The sequence below is a fragment of the Baia soyae genome (genome assembly GCF_004341445.1).
GTDB classification, from domain to species: domain Bacteria; phylum Bacillota; class Bacilli; order Thermoactinomycetales; family Thermoactinomycetaceae; genus Baia; species Baia soyae.
The window spans coordinates 72638-90391 of sequence record NZ_SLXV01000008.1; the positions used below are offsets into that span (position 1 = coordinate 72638).

The window sequence follows — 17754 nt, forward strand, 5'->3', positions numbered from 1 at the left end:
GGGAAATCTTGATATGAAACGGACTTATACTTTTTTATTTATAGGATTGTTGCTCTTATCGATTGGGTTTACCGGATTTATGTTTGTTGAGCAGTCACGGGGAGAGAAAGTTCTTCCGCACTTATCAAATGAGAATGATAAAAATAACGCTCAAAACCGCATTCCCGCAGAAGCGATTCGCCTTCGTGTCATCGCAAATAGCGATTCTTCGGAAGATCAATGGATTAAGCGAAAAGTTCGAGATGAAATCGTAGCGGAGATGCAGAGTTGGGCTATGAAACCGAAGCATATCGACGAAGCTCGTCAGTTGATTCAGTCGAAACTTTCTTCCTTTCAGCAAATCGCCCAAAATACATTACGTACATATGGAATTCAGGACGCAGTGGATGTCACATTTGCTAAGGTTCCATTTCCTACTAAGTTGTATGGTGACCAAGTATATCCTGCTGGAGAGTATGAGGCACTTCGTGTTACGATTGGTGAAGGTAAAGGTGAGAACTGGTGGTGCGTATTATTCCCGCCGCTATGCTTTATTGATATGAGCAGTGGTGAGGCGATCCCAAAAGAAGCGACAGATCCAACAGCTGCACTATCTGCTTCGATTGCATCAGATCATCAAGTTTATGAGCAAAAGACTGAGAAAAACACTTCACATAAGAAAAAAAATCCTGAAGTTAAATTTTATCTACTTGAACGTTTAAGTAGTCTATGGAATGATTAATAAAGCAAAAATCCGGTTTGTTCCGGGTTTTTTTGTTCTAAAACGATTCATCCTTACATAGAAGTTGAAACAATAGCGAAGAGATGGAGGAGGATGAATTATGGTTATCGTTCGTCGTGCCAAACCGGAGGATCAAGGAGAAATTGAACGATTGCTTCGGGAAGCTAGCTTGGACGATGATGGGGTGGACAAGCATTTAGAACACTTTTTTGTGGTGGAGATTCCCCCGGCAGATGATGAAACCGCTCAAATGGTGGGTGCGGCAGGGATGGAGATCTATGAAACGTGTGCCTTATTGCGTTCATTAGTCGTAGCACGAGCAAGTTGGAATGGAGAAGTTAGCTGGAAACTGATGCAAATCTTGTTATCCTATGCAGAGCATCTAGAGCTAGAAGAAGTATACTTATTTGCCAATGGTGCTTCTCCGTGGTTACAAGAAATTGGTTTTGAAAGCGTTTCGTTTGACCAATTGCCAGATGAAATTCAAGAATTACCTCATGTAGATGAATTAAAGGTAAAAGGCTCCCCGTTAGTTTTTCGGAGTGAATCATGCCTGTACCATTAGGTTTAAAGGAGAATGACGTGTGCAACAAGTGATCACCCATTGGTGGGAAGTTGATTCCACGGATACCATAGAGGGGTTAAAACGACAACCAGAAATCATTCGTGCAGCAAAACTTCTCCGAGAAGGTGGTTTGGTTGCCTTTCCGACAGAAACCGTCTATGGATTAGGTGCGGATGCGACTTCACAGGCCGCTGTTGCACAAATCTTTGAAGCGAAGGGACGTCCCTCGGACAACCCTTTAATCGTTCATTTAGGTTCACCTGAACAACTAGCCAAATGGGTAGAGGGAGTGCCTTCTGTGGCGAAAATCTGTATGAAACATTTTTGTCCAGGGCCTCTTACCTTGGTGTTACCTCATAATGGGCAGATCGCGGATAATGTAACAGCTGGTTTAGATACCGTAGCTGTACGATTTCCCTCGCACCCGGTAGCGATGGCGTTATTACAAGTGGCTGATATCCCGGTGGCGGCGCCTAGTGCCAATCGATCGGGTAAGCCAAGCCCTACACAGGCCCAGCATGTCTGGCATGACCTGTCTGGCCGATTTCATGTGTTGTTGGACGGAGGAAATGCAGGGGTGGGGATCGAGTCGACCGTGCTTGATATAACAGGCGATGTGCCTATGTTGCTACGTCCCGGAGGCATCACCTTAGAACAATTGCGTGATGTTTTAGGAGATGTAGAGGTAGATCCCAATCTTCACAGTGAGAAATCCAAACCACGTTCCCCGGGAATGAAGTATCGGCATTATGCTCCATCGGGGGAGATGTTTCTCGTGCATGGTGAGCCTTTGAAAGTGGTAGGGCGAGTGAATCGCATGATAAAAGAGGATGTTCGACAAGGAAAAAAGGTAGGCGTATTAACAACGGAGGAACGAAAACATTACTTTAAGCAAGCGAATCATGTGATTGCTTGCGGCTCTCGCTCCGATCCAGAGTCCGTAGCCAGAGGTTTGTACGATGCCCTCCGTACATTTGATCAAGAGAAGATCGATGTCATCTATGCAGAGACATTTCCCGAATGCGGAATTTACACCTCTGTGATGAACCGAATGAGAAAAGCTGCCGAAGGACGAATGATCCGAGTTTAGCGTGGGCTAGGGTGGAGAGGAGAATTCTGATTGTCTTTGCTTTTTGTATTCGATATTGATGGTACGTTAACAGAATCAAATGATTTACATCAGCGTGTATATTTAGAGTCTTTAACAGCATTTGGTTATGCCGAGATTAATCCTGATTGGGGCGGTTATCAGCATTATACTGATTCTCATATCTTTTATGAGAATGGTCGATATAATCAGATGCAAGTAACATCTAGTGATCTAGCACGATTTGAACATCAATTTTATCAAATTTATTTGGAATATAGAAAACATAGTGAAATACACGAGATTCCTGGTGCGGGTGATTTTTTACGTCATTTATCCGCGGAGGGGGTCCCGTTTTGTTTTGCAACCGGCTCTCTGAGAAGCGCGGCTGAAGATAAATTGGCTATTTTCTCAGATGTTGATTGTGTTCCTGTACTTGCTACTGCGAGTGAAGGCGTTACGCGTGAGGAGATTGTAGGAAGTGCGATTGAGAAGGCGAAGCATACCTATCATGTCTCTCATTTTGAGCGGATCGTCTCCATTGGGGATGGTGTCTGGGATTACCGAACAGCCCGTAATCTCCATTTGCAATTTGTGGGTGTCGCTCAAGGGGAGCAAAGAAAGCAATTAATAAGTGTAGGCGCGGAACATATTATTCCGCATTTCCAAGGGATTCAAGTAAAAGAACTAGCCAAGTAGGCTGGTTCTTTTTTGTGTGGTCCAAGCATAGGTTACAACATAGATAGGACAAGGAGGGACTACTCATGTTAGAGTCCATACCAGATGTCGGTCAGATTCTTACACTCACGATTATAGCGATTGCCCTTGGGATGGACGCTCTTTCGATCGGAATCGGTTTGGGGATGAAACGTCCTTCCTTTGAAAAAATGGTGTTGTTTTGTATGCTTGTTGCCTTTTTTCATATTGTGATGCCGTTGTGTGGGATTTACATAGGAGAATACCTGAGTGTATACATAAAAGAAATTGCCTCCTTGGTAGGAGGAGGTATGCTTTGCTTTCTAGGTGGAAACATGGTGATTCATAGTTTTCGAAACTCGGAAGAGGTCTTTGTCCGAAGTGGGACGATCATGGGATTGACGATGATGTCGATGAGTGTAAGTCTGGACAGTCTTTCAGCGGGTCTTAGCATGGGCCTTTTTTCGGCGGATCGGTTTCTAGCTGTTATCTTGTTTGGATTATCGGGAGGCGTTTTGACGATCCTTGGGCTTCTGATCGGGAAGTCTATGGGAAGCTGGATGGGTAGGTATGGAGAAATCTTGGGTGGCGTCATTTTATTTGTGTTAGGTGTAACGTTTCTATGGGATTGATCAACGAAGCTATTATATATAGCGCGGTAACTGGAGTATCTACGTTTATTGGCGCCATTCTCGTTTGTTTTCTCCCGATTAACAAACGAGTCCTCGCTTTTTCACTCGGTTTATCTGTGGGCGTGATGCTTTGGATTACCTACGGAACTCTACTACCTGTCTCGTTTCAATATGGAAATTGGACAGAAGCATTTTTAGGAATGGGACTGGCTGGTCTTATCTTGGTGTTGATTCATCAAATGCCATTCGGTAAAGTAAAAGGACAAGAAGGTAATCAAGAATATGCAAAACTGGGAATTTATTTATTTGCCGCTATTGCGCTGCATAATATTCCCGAGGGTGCGCTGATTGGTATCGGATTTGGCACGATGAGAGAGATGGGGATGTCGATTAGCTTGGCGATGGTTATTCATAACATTCCCGAGGGGATGAGCCTAGGAGCTCCGTTACTCGCGGCAAATTGTTCGAAGAGGATAGTGGGGCTTGTTGGATTACTAAGTGGCGCTGTTCTCCCGCTTGGGACATGGCTAGGTGGATTTGTTTCCTCGCCTCGATGGATTGCGATTGCACTTGTGTTTGCGGCTACAACCATGGTTTGGGTTGCTTGGGAAGTGTTACTTCGATCATGGAAGTTGTCGAAAGGAAACGCTTGTATCGGAATCGGTTGCGGGATGATCTTGATGTATGTGATCCATCTCTTTCACTTTCACGGATTGCCTGGGATGCATTAACAACTAGAATGGAAACGGGGGATCACGGTTGAATCTGAAACGAATTTTGTTTGTCTGCACAGGAAACACCTGTAGGAGTCCGATGGCAGAAGCATTGCTCCGAAAGGTGAGTCACGAGTTTCATATAGATTTAGAGATAAAATCAGCAGGTACACATGCCTATCATGGTCTACCAGCTTCAGAATACTCCAGCATGGCACTGCAAGAAAAAGGAATCAACCATGATCATCGATCACAAGCGATTACATCTGAGTTGATCGAGTGGTCAGATCTGATTCTGACGATGACAGAGGGTCATCAAGCTGTGTTGGAACAGATGTTTCCCGAAGCGAAAGAGAAAATATTTACCCTAAAAAGGATCGCCTACGGTGTCCAAGATTGGGAGCAGGATATCGCGGATCCTTACGGTGGTTCGGCAGAAATGTACCGAGAGACGAGAGATGAAATCGAACAAGCGATACGACAGCTGATGGGGAAATGGAATTCCAATTCCGAAAATGAATAGAATACTCCCTCCGCCTCTTTATTACGGGTATACTAAGGGTGACATAATGAAGAGGAGGCGGTTTTTTTGCGTATTATTCTTGCATCCGATCATGGAGGCGTTCGTTTGAAAGAAGAATTAAAAGGCCTGCTAGCGGATTTACATATGGAGTTTGAAGATATCGGATGTACGTCTGATCAGTCAGTTGACTATCCAGACTATGCGGAACCTGTGGCGAAACGCGTTGCCAAGGGTGAATTCGATCGTGGCATCTTGATTTGTGGTACCGGTATTGGGATGTCGATTGCGGCTAATAAAGTAAAAGGGATTCGTTGTGCCGTAGTAAGTGACGAATACTCTGCTCGTATGAGCCGTGAGCATAACAATGCAAACGTGTTAGCGCTGGGTGAACGTGTCGTAGGCGGAGACTTGGCAAAGTCCATCGCACACGCTTGGTTGACAACCGAGTTTGCCGGGGATCGTCATCTTCGTCGCGTAAATAAAATTGCTGAACTCGAAAGAGCCGAGTTGTGATGACCACGACGATTTATGAACAAACCAAGCAAGTAGTCCAGTCGCTCATTCAGGTATCTGGGCTTCATGAGAAGCACCTTCTGGTCATCGGGGTAAGTACCAGCGAAGTGATCGGGAAGCAGATTGGAACAGGTGGAAGCGATCAAGTAGCGGCAGAGATATTCTCGGCTGTGCGGGAATTGCAAGAGGAGTACGCCTTTCAGCTTGCCTTTCAGTGCTGTGAACATTTAAATCGGGCCTTAGTGATGGAGCGATCTACCCAAGAACGAACTCATTACCCCGAGGTATCTGTAATCCCAGTCCCACAAGCAGGTGGCGCTATGGCTTCCTATGCCTTTCATCATCTGCAAGACCCTGTACTCGTAGAAGCGGTACAAGCTGATGCGGCGATCGATATTGGTGATACGTTAATTGGCATGCACTTAAAACCAGTCGCCGTCCCCATAAGACCCACACAACGTACCATCGGGGAGGCGCGCGTAACGATGGCCATAACTCGTCCTAAATTGATTGGCGGGGCACGAGCTGTTTATGTGTTAGAAAGATAAAAATCAATGCTGTCAGATAAATGTTCCTTTGTTAAAATAGGGTGAATGGCTTTTGATCAGAAGGGGGAAACGCGCGGTGGAACACTTACAAAATCAAGACCCAGAGTTAGTAGAGGCAATGCAAGCAGAGCTGCATCGTCAGCAACAAAACATAGAGCTGATTGCTTCTGAAAACTTCGTCAGCCCTGCAGTCATGGAAGCGATGGGAAGTATCCTAACGAATAAGTACGCGGAAGGGTATCCGGGTAAACGATATTATGGCGGTTGTGAGCATGTGGACGTCGTTGAGAACTTAGCTCGCGATCGTGCGAAGAAATTGTTTGGTGCTGAGCATGCAAATGTTCAACCACATTCGGGCGCCCAAGCCAATATGGCCGTTTATTATGCCATGTTAGAGTACGGTGATACCGTTCTAGGGATGAATCTGGCTCATGGAGGACATCTCACCCACGGAAGTCCTGTGAACTTTTCGGGGAAACTATATAACTTCGTTGCCTACGGAGTGGATGAGAATACCCACCGCATTAACTACGAGGAAGTGCGTCAAGTAGCGTTAGAGCATAAGCCAAAGTGCATCGTTGCCGGAGCGAGTGCGTATCCACGTATCATTGATTTTGCTAAGATGCGTGAGATTGCGGATGAGGTTGGAGCGATCTTTATGGTAGATATGGCTCATATTGCCGGACTCGTCGCTACGGGGCACCATCCGAACCCAGTTCCTTATGCCGACTTCGTTACGACCACAACACATAAAACGCTACGTGGACCACGTGGAGGCATGATTCTTTGTAAGGCGGAGTACGCGCAAAAGATTGATAAAGCGATTTTCCCTGGTATCCAAGGGGGCCCGCTTATGCATGTCATCGCTGCGAAAGCAGTCGCTTTTGGAGAGGCACTGTCCGAAGAGTTCCGTACTTACTCAGGGAACGTGGTCCGTAATGCCAACCGTCTAGCTGAAGGGTTAAAAGCAGAGGGGCTTAAACTCGTTTCCGATGGAACCGATAATCATCTCGTATTGATCGATGTTCGTACGGTTGGTTTGACGGGTAAGAAGGCCGAGCACTTGTTAGATGAAATCGGAATTACCACCAATAAAAACACGATTCCAAACGACCCAGAAAGCCCGTTTGTAACCAGTGGTGTTCGGATCGGTACAGCAGCTGTCACCTCTCGGGGAATGGATGAGCAAGCGATGGATGAGATTGCGAAGATCATGGGGCTTACACTTAAGAACCCAGATGATGAGGCGATTCAAAACGAAGCTCGTCGCCGCGTGGCTGAGTTAACAGCGAAGTTCCCTCTTTATCCACAATGGTAAGTAAGACGTAGGATGTGTGATCAGCGAAAAACCACTATATTGGGTAGTGGTTTTTCGTACGCATATAGATTGAAAGATTTTGGTAAATAATGTAGCTATGATGACATAAAGGAGTTTTACATATGAGCAACGTCTACGTATTTGATCACCCTTTAATTCAGCACAAACTGAGTATTATTCGTGATAAGAGTACCGGAACAAAAGAATTCCGTGAGCTAGTGGAAGAAGTAGCGATGTTGATGGCTTATGAAATCACACGCGATCTACCACTTCGGGAAGTAGAGATCGAGACTCCTGTCACTATGGCCACATGCCAAGTCCTAGAAGGGAAAAAGATTGGACTCGTTCCTATTCTCCGTGCGGGTCTGGGCATGGTAGATGGCGTACTTCGATTGATTCCAGCGGCAAAAGTAGGCCACATTGGACTTTATCGTGATCCAGAGACACTTAAAGCGATCAATTACTATGCCAAGATGCCATCTGATATCGGCGAGAGAGAGCTGATTGTAATTGATCCAATGCTAGCAACAGGCGCTTCTGCCGCAGCTGCTATCCAACAAATCAAAAATATGGGTGCCAAGCATATCAAGTTTATGTGTCTTATCTCTTGTCCTGAGGGCATTGCTCATCTACAAGAGGAACACCCAGATGTCGATATCTATGCGGCGGCAGTGGATGAAAGGCTAGATGAAAAGAGTTATATCATCCCTGGATTAGGTGACGCAGGAGATCGTCTATTTGGTACGAAATAATTCTTGAAACCTTTCACGTAAACTTAATAATTTTTTCGTGTTTTTTGAATACGATAGTGAGGGCATGGATGTCAAGGAATCTGCGATTTAATAAAGGAGCCATTCCCAGAAACTTTTATATGATTGGCTGAAGAAAGCGTTGACAATCATCGGATGGTTCTATTAGTATAAGCATGGGAAACGCCTGAAATCACACTACCCACAGATTCCATATTACCTATAAAAATATGGGGGATGAATTGTGATGACAAAGAAAAGGAGCCCCGTGCATGCACTTGCATTGGTCGGTTCATTGGGTATGGAAGTGATTCTGACGACAGTAGGTGGGGCTTATCTTGGGAAGTATCTCGATACATACTTTCACACCAAACCTACCCTACTCATCATTGGGGTGTTTATCGGGTTAACCGCTGGTTTTGTAGCGGCGGGGTACACGTTACGAGCATTTATAAAGGATTGACCTCCACATGGAATCCACAACAAAACCCATTTACTACCGTGTCGTGATGATCACACTTGTGCTGTTCATCACACTCTTAGCTTTTTGGCTCCTTACTCCTCACAAAAGTTTACTAGCTGGCGTTGCCTTAGGCCTTTCTGTTAGTTTGTACAATTTTCTCCACCTTGCAAGAAGAGTGAGACTTGCAGGCGAGTCTGTTATTGAAACAGGTACAGCCCGTACGGGTCTTGGATTTATCCAAAGGATACTTATGGTCACTTTTGCTGTGTTGATCGCTGTGCGGTTTCCAGAGCAAATCGATGGCAGAGGAATCGCTTTAGGAGCACCAGTTTGCTATATCCTCTCTCTTTTTGTATATATCTCACTACCAGCCAACCGAAAAAGTTGATCCGAAGAAGGGGGTGAAACAACAAAATGGAGCTAACCCCACAAGTCACAGTAGCAGGCCTAAAGTTCGACCTAACGATTATCTTAGGGACGATTATTGCGGCTGCGATTGTATTTGGGCTGATTTACTTTGCAACTAGAAAAGTGAGCATGGTTCCCCGTGGACTCCAAGTAGGGCTTGAGATGTTGATTGATATGATTCGCGGTATCACAGGGATGACCTATGACCATAAGCGAGCAGAGAAATATCTGGCATTTTCCTTTACGTTGTTCTTGTTTGTTTTAGTTGCAAACCAACTTGGTGTTATCTTGATGATTACGGGAGAAGTTCATGACCCGATTCCATGGTTAGGAATTACAGAAGAGACACTGAAGGAGCATAATGGAGCTGCACATGTGGCGTTACTGAAGTCACCAACAGCTGACCTTGGTTTTGCCTTCACTATGGCGATTTCTGTAGCACTTTTCGCGAACTTCATAGGAATTAAGAATGGCCTAGGTTCTTGGCTAAAACCATTCGTGAATCCGCTTCATTGGATCGAGGAAGTTTCTAAACCAGCTACCCATGCAATGCGTCTATGGGCGAACATCTTCGCGGGTGAAGTACTCATTACCATCCTGATGACGAAGTTCCCGCTTTATGTAACCTTTGTGCCTGTTGCGGTTTGGATTGCCTTCTCGCTATTCGTAGGAATGATCCAAGCGTATATTTTCACCGTATTGGCTAACGTCTATATCGGACAAAAATATGCAGGTGGACACTAATCTTTGCTGTTTTGCTGTTATGAACAAAAATAAAACTTTCGACCTTTTAAGGAGGAAATATTAAATGTCTATTCTAGCTGCTTCTATCATGATCGGTCTTGCTGCACTTGGTGCTGCGATTGGTAACTCCAATCTTTTTGCTAAATATATCGAAGGAATCGCTCGCCAACCAGAAGCACGTGGTACTTTGTTTGGTCAAACTATGATCCTTTTCGGTTTGATTGAGGCACTTCCTATCATTGGTGTAGCTTTCGGTATCCTATTACTGTTCAAAGTAATTGGTGTTTAATTGTAACTGTAAAAAGACTGCATTCTGCGGGGGGAGTATGATCGCCCCGCTTTATTTTCAATCCGGAAGGAGTGACTAGTCGTGAGCTTTAGTGGTCTAGGAACTAGCTTAGTGCAATTAGCAATCTTCTTCATCCTAGTGTTTTTGGTTTCCAAATATGCTCTGCGCCCATTATTGGCTACGATGAATGAGCGTACCAATCATATCGAAGGTCAAATTTCTATTGCAGAAACGAACCGTGCGGAAGCAGAAAAACTAGTCGCTGAACAAAAAGAATTGTTGATCGCGACTCGTACGGAAGCAAAAGAAATCATCGATCGTGCCAAAGCTCAAAAAGAGGTTGAGGCAGATAAGATCATGGATAAAGCGAAATCTCAAGCAGACCAAATGCTTGCAGATGCGAAGAAAGAAATTGAGTTAGAAAAAATGAAAGCTTTAGCGAGCTTGCGTGAAGAAGTAGGCGCATTAAGTGTTCAGTTGGCTGAAAAATTGGTTGGCGAAACCTTGGATCAGAAGAAACAAGCGAACCTTGTGAATGCTTATCTCGATCAAGTAGGACGATTACAATGAGTTACGTAATCGTGGCGAAACGCTACGCCAGTGCACTGTATCAAGTAGCCAACGAAAACCGTCTCGTTGATCAAGTTGGAGCAGACCTCCAATTAGTTAGTGAGACACTTGCGAAGACACCTGAGTTTGTAACGTTGTTGCAATCTCCTAAAGTAGCTCTTGAGGAAAAGAAAGAATTGATCTCAAGTGCCTTTACCCAAGTTCAATCCATCACGAAGAACTTTCTGAGCGTAATCGTAGAAGGTCGCCGTGAAGAGGCTCTAGCGGAAATCTCTAAGGAGTATACGAAGCTAGCAGACGATGCAAAAGGCGTACTAGAAGTAGTTGTTACCTCTGCTTCCTCTCTTGATGATGCAGAGCGCGATGGAGTAACAGATGCTTTTTCAAAAATTTTGGGCCGACAAGTCCGGATTCAAGAAAAAGTAGACAAAAGCCTCTTAGGTGGTTTGGTCGTACAAGTAGGAGACCGTCTATATGATGGTAGCGTTAAAAACAAGCTGGAACGCTTTCAAGATACATTGAAAGAAACCAGAGTCGGATAGATCAATACAAGCGAAGGATTGGGGTGACACTCAATGAGCATTAGACCAGAAGAAATTAGCTCCCTGATTAAGGATCGCATCGCACAATACAGCGCTGATGTAGAAGTGATCGATGTTGGTACCGTAATCCAAGTAGGGGACGGTATTGCTCGCGTACATGGCTTAACCAACGTAATGGCTGGTGAGCTCGTTGAATTTAGTAATGGCGTAATGGGTATGGTATTGAACTTGGAAGAGAGTCAAGTGGGTGTAGTAATCCTAGGACCATTCCAAGAGATCCGTGAAGGAGACCAAGTAAAACGTACAGGTCGCTTGATGGAAGTACCAGTAGGGAAAGCACTACTCGGACGTGTAGTAAACCCACTCGGTCAACCACTTGATGGTAAAGGTCCAATTGAGACAAAAGAATTCCGTCCAATTGAATCAAACGCTCCAGGTGTAATCGACCGTAAGTCGGTTAACGAACCTATGCAGACTGGAATTAAAGCAATCGACGCAATGGTGCCAATCGGCCGTGGTCAACGTGAGTTAATCATTGGAGACCGTCAAACTGGTAAAACCACTATCGCAATCGATGCGATCATCAACCAAAAAGATCAAGACATGGTTTGTGTATACGTAGCGATTGGACAAAAACAATCAACCGTTGCACACGTAGTAGAAAAACTACGTCGTCACGGCGCGCTTGACTACACCATCGTAGTAGTAGCAAGTGCATCTGACCCAGCTCCACTCTTGTTCTTAGCTCCATATGCAGGTACTGCGATGGGTGAGTACTTCATGTATAACGGTGGACATGTTCTCTGTGTATATGATGACTTGTCTAAGCAAGCAGCGGCTTATCGTGAGCTTTCTCTCTTGCTTCGTCGTCCTCCAGGTCGTGAGGCATATCCAGGGGATGTATTCTACTTGCACTCCCGTTTGCTAGAGCGTGCAGCGAAACTTTCTGATGAGCGTGGTGGCGGTTCCTTGACTGCTCTTCCATTCATCGAAACCCAAGCGGGCGATATCTCTGCTTACATTCCAACCAACGTAATCTCGATTACAGATGGTCAGATCTTCCTTGAGTCACGTCTATTCCACTCTGGGGTTCGTCCAGCGGTTGATACCGGTTTCTCTGTATCTCGTGTAGGTGGTTCTGCGCAAATTAAGGCGATGTCTAAAGTAGCAGGTACCTTGCGTCTTGACCTTTCTCAGTACAACGAGTTGGCAGCATTTGCTCAATTCGGTTCTGACCTTGACGATGCAACCCGTGCGAAATTGTCTCGTGGTGAGCGGACCATTGAAATCTTGAAACAGCCTGAACATCAACCAATGGCAGTAGAGAAACAAGTTGTATCTCTTTACGTGGTAACTCGTGGTTATGTGGATGATGTTCCAGTTGCAGATGTTCGTCGTTTTGAATCGGAGCTTCATGCATTCATCGATGCGAACCATGCAGATCTATTTGCAAGCATTCGTGATCGCAAGAAATTAGAAGAAGATATCGAAACAAACTTAAAAGCAACAATCGAATCTTTCAAAAAGACCTTTGCGGTAACGGTTTAATAAATTGAGAACCCTACCTTCCTGAGAACTGTGGGGCTACCTAAGTAGTCCTACGGGGATCATGTGAGAAAGGATGGTGAACATACATGGCGGCTAGTATGCGGGATATTAAAGAGAGTATCCGCTCCAAGAATAAGACTATGCAAATTACGAAAGCGATGAAAATGGTATCGGCTTCTAAATTGCGTCGCTCACAAGAGCAAGCTACGGCAGCTCGTCCTTATGCGGAGAAAATGAAAGAGGTAATCGTGAGTATCGCATCCGGGTCAAGTAACATCAATCATCCGATGATGGTATCACGTCCGGTGAAGAAAACTGGTTATCTCGTTATTTCGTCTGATCGTGGTTTAGCTGGTGGATACAACAGTAACCTTCTTCGTTTGATGACCAATACGGTTAAAGAGCGTCACGCTTCAAACGATGATTATGTTGTATTCAGCATCGGTCGTAAGGCATTGGACTTTTTCAAAAAGCGTAATACTCCACTGATTAGCAGTATTGTTGGCTTATCAGATAGTCCTCAATTCTCCGATGTAAAAGCCATTGCGAATGAAGCAGTGAACTTTTACGCGGAGGAGAAATTCGATGAGTTGTACATCGTGTTTAATGAGTTTGTAAACCCAGTTGTGCAACGTCCTGTTGTCAAACGCCTACTTCCTCTAGCAAGTGATGAACTCGAAGGGGTTTCAAACACAACTCCTTATGAATTCGAACCATCAGAAGAAGAGGTTTTAGCGGATTTGTTACCACGTTACGCTGAGACATTGATCTACAGTGCACTTCTTGATGCAAAAGCATCTGAGTTTGCAGCGCGTATGACTGCGATGACAAGCGCAACCGATAATGCAACAGCAATCATTGAACGTCTTACCTTGGAATTTAACCGTGCTCGTCAAGCTGCAATTACCCAAGAGATCGCAGAAATCGTGGGTGGCGTAGCAGCGCTATCATAGGATTGATGGCACTTATACCTATATTGATTATTTCCATCCTGTAAAAGGGATTGAAGATAGATCGGTACAAAACGCTAAGGAGGGAATCATATGAACACTGGGCGTATCCTTCAGGTTATGGGTCCTGTCGTCGACGTAAAATTTACAGCCGGCAACCTTCCTGAAATCAATAACGCATTGAAAGTGACTCGCGCCGATGGAAGTGAGCTTACGTTAGAAGTAGCCCTTCATCTAGGTGACAACTCGGCTCGTACCATTGCGATGGAATCCACCGATGGTCTTGTTCGTGATATGGAAGTAGTAGACACAGGAGCTGGTATCTCCGTACCAGTTGGCCGTGAAGTTTTAGGCCGAATCTTCAACGTATTGGGCGAACCAATCGATGAAGCAGGTAGTGTAGAAGCAAAAGAAAAATACGAAATTCACCGTCCAGCACCTAGCTACGACCAACAATCTACTCAACAAGAGATGCTTGAAACAGGTATCAAAGTTGTAGACTTGCTAGCTCCATACGCAAAAGGTGGTAAAATCGGCCTTTTCGGTGGTGCGGGTGTAGGTAAAACCGTATTGATTCAAGAGCTTATCAACAACATCGCTCAAGAGCATGGTGGTTTGTCTGTATTTGCTGGAGTTGGAGAGCGTACCCGTGAGGGAAATGACCTCTATCATGAGATGAAAGACTCTGGTGTAATCAGTAAAACTGCGATGGTATTTGGTCAGATGAACGAACCACCAGGCGCGCGTATGCGTGTTGCCTTGACTGGTTTGACGATGGCTGAGTATTTCCGTGACTCTGAAGGACAAGACGTATTGTTCTTCGTAGATAACATCTTCCGCTTTACCCAAGCAGGTTCTGAGGTATCCGCACTTCTTGGCCGTATGCCATCTGCGGTAGGTTACCAACCAACCCTCGCAACCGAAATGGGTCAATTGCAAGAGCGTATTACATCCACCAAAACAGGTTCTGTAACCTCGATCCAAGCGATCTACGTTCCTGCGGATGACTATACCGACCCAGCTCCAGCAACTGCATTCTCTCACTTGGATGCAACCACCAACTTGGAGCGTCGTTTGACTCAAAAAGGGATTTACCCAGCGGTAGATCCATTGGCATCTACTTCTCGTATTTTGACTCCTGCTATTGTAGGGGACGAACATTATCGCGTTGCTCGTGGCGTACAGCAACTATTGCAACGTTATAATGAGCTACAAGATATCATCGCCATCCTCGGCTTTGACGAGTTGTCTGATGAAGATAAATTGCTTGTTCTACGTGCCCGTAAGATCGAGAAATTCCTTGCTCAAAACTTGCACGTAGCGGAACAATTTACAGGTCAACCAGGTGTCTACGTTCCTGTTAAAGAAACAGTACGTAGCTTCGGTGAAGTTCTCGATGGTAAGCATGATAGCATGCCAGAGGAAGCTTTCTACATGGTCGGAAATATCGACGATGCAATCGAAAAAGCGAAGAAGCTTGGCTGGAAACCTGGAGCTTAATAGATCCTGATTGAAACCGATTAGGGAGGTGAAGACCTGCTTTCCATTTCTTAGTTAGATGTGGATTGCAGAGATGTTTATGAGTAAAATTCATCTCGACATCGTAACTCCGGAGAAAAAAGTGTACTCGGAAGACGTAGACATGATCATCACGCGTGCTGCGAACGGAGATATTGGGATTATGCCAAAACACGCTCCGCTCGTTTCTCCTCTTCAAGCTACCATCGTTCGTGTGAAGAATGATGGCCAAGAAGAAGAGATTGCAGTGAGTGGCGGATTCTTAGAAGTACGTCCAGATCAAGTGACCATCTTAGCTGAATCAGCTGAGACAGCGAGCGAGATCGATAAGAACCGTGCACTACAAGCCAAAGAACGTGCTGAAAAACGGATTCACTCTGCTGAAGGAGATCTCATCCGCGCAGAAGCCGCTTTGTTACGTTCCATGAATCGACTTCGGGTTGCGAAATAACGATAATAGATTGGCAAACAAAACAGCCCTTACTCTTTGTAAAATGTAAAGAGTAAGGGCTGTTTTTGAGCTGTAATCTCTAGTAGATTTTTGAATTTAGTTAGGTTATACTGAATGATATTATTTGGGAACGATGTATCTTTTGGTTTTTTTTACCTAATTTCTTTCTCTAAACCAATTTTCTTTAGTGAGGTAAAAATAAATGGATTCGACAAAAGAAAGTCAATCTATAGCAAGTGGATGGAAAAGAGAGCGTATTCAGCCATCCTTATCAGAAGTGTATCGTTCGATGCCGGTTCCCCAAAACGGATCGTGGTTCCGAAAGATGTTAGCCTTTGTAGGGCCTGGCTATCTAGTAGCAGTTGGGTATATGGATCCTGGCAACTGGGCGACAGACTTGGCAGGTGGTTCTTTATTCCACTATGATCTCTTATTTGTCATCCTGATTTCAAATGTAATGGCTATGTTGCTTCAAGCATTGGCTGGGAAGTTAGGAATTGTAACCCGGCGTGATTTAGCCCAAGCTTGTCGAGATCATTTTAGTAAACCTGTTTCGTTTGTTCTGTGGGTCTTTGCTGAGATTGCGATTGCCGCATGTGATTTAGCAGAGTTAGTTGGGACGGCCATTGCGTTAAATCTTTTGTTCGGGATTCCTCTTATCTATGGTGTGCTCTTAACAGCTTTGGATGTCATTATCATCCTCATGTTGCAAAATAAAGGGTTCCGTTATATAGAGGCACTCGTCATTTCATTGATCCTCATCATTGGGGGATGCTTCGCTGTTGAATTGTTCTTATCTAAACCAGTCATTTCCGATGTATTAAAAGGCTTTGTTCCTAAGAAGGAGATCGTGACGAATCCTGAGATGTTATACATCGCGATTGGTATCTTAGGAGCAACCGTCATGCCGCATAACCTATATTTACACTCTTCCATCGTTCAGACTCGAAAATATGGAAACACAGTTAAAGAGAAGAAGGAAGCCATTCAATTTTCAACTATTGATTCTACAGTCGCTCTATTTTTTGCGCTATTTATCAATGCATCCATCTTGATTTTATCTGCGGCCACGTTCTTTAGTTCTGGCAAGGTAGTAGATGATATTGATCAAGCTTATGAGTTATTAAGTCCACTACTTGGGTCATCAGTGGCAAGTATTTTATTCGGAGTTGCCCTATTGGCTTCAGGACAAAACTCAACCCTCACAGGAACGCTAGCAGGACAGATCATTATGGAAGGCTTCTTGAATATTCGCCTAAAGCCGTGGCTCAGGAGGTTAATCACCCGCGTTATTGCCATTATCCCTGCCGTTATCGTCATTGCGCTGTACGGGGAAAAGGGGACAATGGAGCTTCTTATCGTTAGTCAGATAATCTTGTCCTTCCAGTTATCATTCGCAGTATTCCCACTTGTATTTTTTACGAGTGACAAGAAGAAAATGGGCACGTTTGTGAACTCCATAGTTACAAAAGTGATTGCATACTTTGTTGCTGTGGTGATAGCTATTCTAAATATTTATCTGTTGGTTCGGACATTTGTTGATTGATAAGATGAGGGTTTTCTTTTTCGTAATCTAATTAGCATAGGTGTTAATTGGGAGTTTAGTTGCACAATGTATCTGCTTGGTCACTTCAATAAAGCAGATACATTGGCGCTCTACCTTCTATTACTAGTTAGTAGTAGTTTCCCCAAGGACCTCCTTTCAGTGGCTCAATGCTTATGATAAATCCTGTGGATAAGTTGTGGATAATGAGGTGATGTTTGTGGATAAAATAAAAGTGTAAAATAGTTGTTGACTCCTTTTTTGGGACATGATATATTATTACATGTCGCCGCGATACGGTGACGAAAACAAAAAGCAAGTGTTCCTTGAAAACTAAAGAGTGAATGAACCAAGACCTGTTTAATTACTTTAAATTGAGCTTAGCTCAAACTTTCAATGGAGAGTTTGATCCTGGCTCAGGACGAACGCTGGCGGCGTGCCTAATACATGCAAGTCGAGCGAGGAGCTTTTAGCTCCTAGCGGCGAACGGGTGAGTAACACGTGGGCAACCTGCCCGTAAGACTGGGATAACTTCGGGAAACCGGAGCTAATACTGGATAATCTTGACCTTCGCATGAAGGACAAGTAAAAGATTTATCACTTACGGATGGGCCCGCGGTGCATTAGCTTGTTGGTGGGGTAATGGCCTACCAAGGCGACGAT

Annotated in this window: 22 protein-coding genes and 1 rRNA gene; all 23 read left to right on the forward strand. The window is 44.6% G+C overall.

Annotation, left to right across the window (positions count from 1 at the left end):
• Nucleotides 1-13 precede the first annotated feature (13 nt).
• On the forward strand, nt 14-721 hold the full coding sequence (gene spoIIR, locus EDD57_RS04410) for a stage II sporulation protein R (protein ID WP_243649435.1): 708 nt from the start codon (nt 14-16) through the stop codon (nt 719-721).
• A 100-nt stretch (nt 722-821) separates the two neighbouring features.
• A complete protein-coding gene (locus tag EDD57_RS04415; protein WP_131848273.1) occupies nt 822-1286 on the forward strand; it encodes a GNAT family N-acetyltransferase in 465 nt (154 codons plus the stop codon).
• 28 nt (nt 1287-1314) lie between these two features.
• Nucleotides 1315-2376, forward strand: coding sequence for an L-threonylcarbamoyladenylate synthase (locus EDD57_RS04420; protein ID WP_131848294.1), 1062 nt, complete (start codon nt 1315-1317; stop codon nt 2374-2376).
• Nucleotides 2377-2406: 30 nt separating this feature from the next.
• Entirely contained in the window at nt 2407-3072 is a 666-nt protein-coding gene (locus EDD57_RS04425) for an HAD family hydrolase (protein ID WP_131848274.1), read from the forward strand.
• 65 nt (nt 3073-3137) lie between these two features.
• Entirely contained in the window at nt 3138-3701 is a 564-nt protein-coding gene (locus EDD57_RS04430; protein WP_131848275.1) for a manganese efflux pump MntP, read from the forward strand.
• The gene (locus tag EDD57_RS04435) at nt 3692-4432 is read left to right on the forward strand and encodes a ZIP family metal transporter (RefSeq protein WP_131848276.1); all 741 of its coding nucleotides are present in this window, start codon (nt 3692-3694) and stop codon (nt 4430-4432) included. Before EDD57_RS04430 ends, EDD57_RS04435 begins: the two co-directional genes overlap by 10 nt.
• Before the next feature lie 34 nt (nt 4433-4466).
• Nucleotides 4467-4937: a low molecular weight protein arginine phosphatase gene (locus EDD57_RS04440; protein ID WP_131848295.1), complete on the forward strand. Its 471-nt coding sequence runs from the start codon at nt 4467-4469 to the stop codon at nt 4935-4937.
• Nucleotides 4938-5003: 66 nt separating this feature from the next.
• Entirely contained in the window at nt 5004-5450 is a 447-nt protein-coding gene (gene rpiB, locus EDD57_RS04445; RefSeq protein ID WP_131848277.1) for a ribose 5-phosphate isomerase B, read from the forward strand.
• Entirely contained in the window at nt 5450-5998 is a 549-nt protein-coding gene (locus EDD57_RS04450; protein WP_131848278.1) for a TIGR01440 family protein, read from the forward strand. The genes rpiB and EDD57_RS04450 overlap by 1 nt, the downstream gene beginning before the upstream one ends.
• A 76-nt stretch (nt 5999-6074) precedes the next feature.
• Nucleotides 6075-7316: a serine hydroxymethyltransferase gene (locus tag EDD57_RS04455; protein ID WP_131848279.1), complete on the forward strand. Its 1242-nt coding sequence runs from the start codon at nt 6075-6077 to the stop codon at nt 7314-7316.
• Between the two features lie 122 nt (nt 7317-7438).
• Nucleotides 7439-8068 (forward strand): uracil phosphoribosyltransferase, encoded by a 630-nt coding sequence (gene upp / locus EDD57_RS04460; RefSeq protein WP_131848280.1) that lies wholly within the window; start codon nt 7439-7441, stop codon nt 8066-8068.
• 244 nt (nt 8069-8312) lie between these two features.
• Complete coding sequence (locus EDD57_RS04465) at nt 8313-8528, forward strand: AtpZ/AtpI family protein (protein ID WP_131848281.1); 216 nt, start codon at nt 8313-8315, stop codon at nt 8526-8528.
• 7 nt (nt 8529-8535) lie between these two features.
• Complete coding sequence (locus EDD57_RS04470) at nt 8536-8916, forward strand: ATP synthase subunit I (RefSeq protein WP_131848282.1); 381 nt, start codon at nt 8536-8538, stop codon at nt 8914-8916.
• Between the two features lie 26 nt (nt 8917-8942).
• Nucleotides 8943-9680: a F0F1 ATP synthase subunit A gene (atpB, locus tag EDD57_RS04475; RefSeq protein ID WP_131848283.1), complete on the forward strand. Its 738-nt coding sequence runs from the start codon at nt 8943-8945 to the stop codon at nt 9678-9680.
• A gap of 64 nt (nt 9681-9744) precedes the next feature.
• The gene (atpE, locus tag EDD57_RS04480; protein WP_131848284.1) at nt 9745-9969 is read left to right on the forward strand and encodes a F0F1 ATP synthase subunit C; all 225 of its coding nucleotides are present in this window, start codon (nt 9745-9747) and stop codon (nt 9967-9969) included.
• 81 nt (nt 9970-10050) lie between these two features.
• Nucleotides 10051-10539 (forward strand): F0F1 ATP synthase subunit B, encoded by a 489-nt coding sequence (gene atpF, locus EDD57_RS04485; RefSeq protein WP_243649436.1) that lies wholly within the window; start codon nt 10051-10053, stop codon nt 10537-10539.
• Nucleotides 10536-11081 carry a F0F1 ATP synthase subunit delta gene (locus EDD57_RS04490; protein WP_131848285.1) on the forward strand — a complete coding sequence of 182 codons (546 nt, stop codon included), beginning with the start codon at nt 10536-10538 and terminating at the stop codon, nt 11079-11081. The genes atpF and EDD57_RS04490 overlap by 4 nt, the downstream gene beginning before the upstream one ends.
• Nucleotides 11082-11114: 33 nt before the next feature.
• A complete protein-coding gene (gene atpA, locus EDD57_RS04495; RefSeq protein ID WP_131848286.1) occupies nt 11115-12629 on the forward strand; it encodes a F0F1 ATP synthase subunit alpha in 1515 nt (504 codons plus the stop codon).
• 86 nt (nt 12630-12715) lie between these two features.
• A complete protein-coding gene (gene atpG / locus EDD57_RS04500) occupies nt 12716-13582 on the forward strand; it encodes an ATP synthase F1 subunit gamma (RefSeq protein ID WP_131848287.1) in 867 nt (288 codons plus the stop codon).
• A gap of 90 nt (nt 13583-13672) precedes the next feature.
• Nucleotides 13673-15079 carry a F0F1 ATP synthase subunit beta gene (atpD, locus tag EDD57_RS04505; RefSeq protein ID WP_131848288.1) on the forward strand — a complete coding sequence of 469 codons (1407 nt, stop codon included), beginning with the start codon at nt 13673-13675 and terminating at the stop codon, nt 15077-15079.
• A 79-nt stretch (nt 15080-15158) separates the two neighbouring features.
• Nucleotides 15159-15548, forward strand: a complete 390-nt coding sequence (locus tag EDD57_RS04510; protein WP_131848297.1) for a F0F1 ATP synthase subunit epsilon — start codon at nt 15159-15161, stop codon at nt 15546-15548.
• Nucleotides 15549-15750: 202 nt separating this feature from the next.
• Nucleotides 15751-17094: an Nramp family divalent metal transporter gene (locus EDD57_RS04515; RefSeq protein ID WP_131848289.1), complete on the forward strand. Its 1344-nt coding sequence runs from the start codon at nt 15751-15753 to the stop codon at nt 17092-17094.
• A gap of 390 nt (nt 17095-17484) precedes the next feature.
• Nucleotides 17485-17754, forward strand: a 16S ribosomal RNA gene (locus tag EDD57_RS04520); the annotation flags it as partial.

What these genes read in the sequence shown, in the direction of transcription:
- spoIIR (WP_243649435.1), top strand. Translation starts at nt 14, where the DNA reads ATGAAACGGACTTATACTTTTTTATTTATAGGATTGTTGCTCTTATCG.
- EDD57_RS04415 (WP_131848273.1), top strand. Translation starts at nt 822, where the DNA reads ATGGTTATCGTTCGTCGTGCCAAACCGGAGGATCAAGGAGAAATTGAA.
- EDD57_RS04430 (WP_131848275.1), top strand. Translation starts at nt 3,138, where the DNA reads ATGTTAGAGTCCATACCAGATGTCGGTCAGATTCTTACACTCACGATT.
- EDD57_RS04435 (WP_131848276.1), top strand. Translation starts at nt 3,692, where the DNA reads ATGGGATTGATCAACGAAGCTATTATATATAGCGCGGTAACTGGAGTA.
- EDD57_RS04450 (WP_131848278.1), top strand. Translation starts at nt 5,450, where the DNA reads ATGACCACGACGATTTATGAACAAACCAAGCAAGTAGTCCAGTCGCTC.
- upp (WP_131848280.1), top strand. Translation starts at nt 7,439, where the DNA reads ATGAGCAACGTCTACGTATTTGATCACCCTTTAATTCAGCACAAACTG.
- EDD57_RS04465 (WP_131848281.1), top strand. Translation starts at nt 8,313, where the DNA reads ATGACAAAGAAAAGGAGCCCCGTGCATGCACTTGCATTGGTCGGTTCA.
- EDD57_RS04470 (WP_131848282.1), top strand. Translation starts at nt 8,536, where the DNA reads ATGGAATCCACAACAAAACCCATTTACTACCGTGTCGTGATGATCACA.
- atpB (WP_131848283.1), top strand. Translation starts at nt 8,943, where the DNA reads ATGGAGCTAACCCCACAAGTCACAGTAGCAGGCCTAAAGTTCGACCTA.
- atpE (WP_131848284.1), top strand. Translation starts at nt 9,745, where the DNA reads ATGTCTATTCTAGCTGCTTCTATCATGATCGGTCTTGCTGCACTTGGT.
- EDD57_RS04490 (WP_131848285.1), top strand. Translation starts at nt 10,536, where the DNA reads ATGAGTTACGTAATCGTGGCGAAACGCTACGCCAGTGCACTGTATCAA.
- atpA (WP_131848286.1), top strand. Translation starts at nt 11,115, where the DNA reads ATGAGCATTAGACCAGAAGAAATTAGCTCCCTGATTAAGGATCGCATC.
- atpG (WP_131848287.1), top strand. Translation starts at nt 12,716, where the DNA reads ATGGCGGCTAGTATGCGGGATATTAAAGAGAGTATCCGCTCCAAGAAT.
- atpD (WP_131848288.1), top strand. Translation starts at nt 13,673, where the DNA reads ATGAACACTGGGCGTATCCTTCAGGTTATGGGTCCTGTCGTCGACGTA.
- EDD57_RS04510 (WP_131848297.1), top strand. Translation starts at nt 15,159, where the DNA reads ATGAGTAAAATTCATCTCGACATCGTAACTCCGGAGAAAAAAGTGTAC.
- EDD57_RS04515 (WP_131848289.1), top strand. Translation starts at nt 15,751, where the DNA reads ATGGATTCGACAAAAGAAAGTCAATCTATAGCAAGTGGATGGAAAAGA.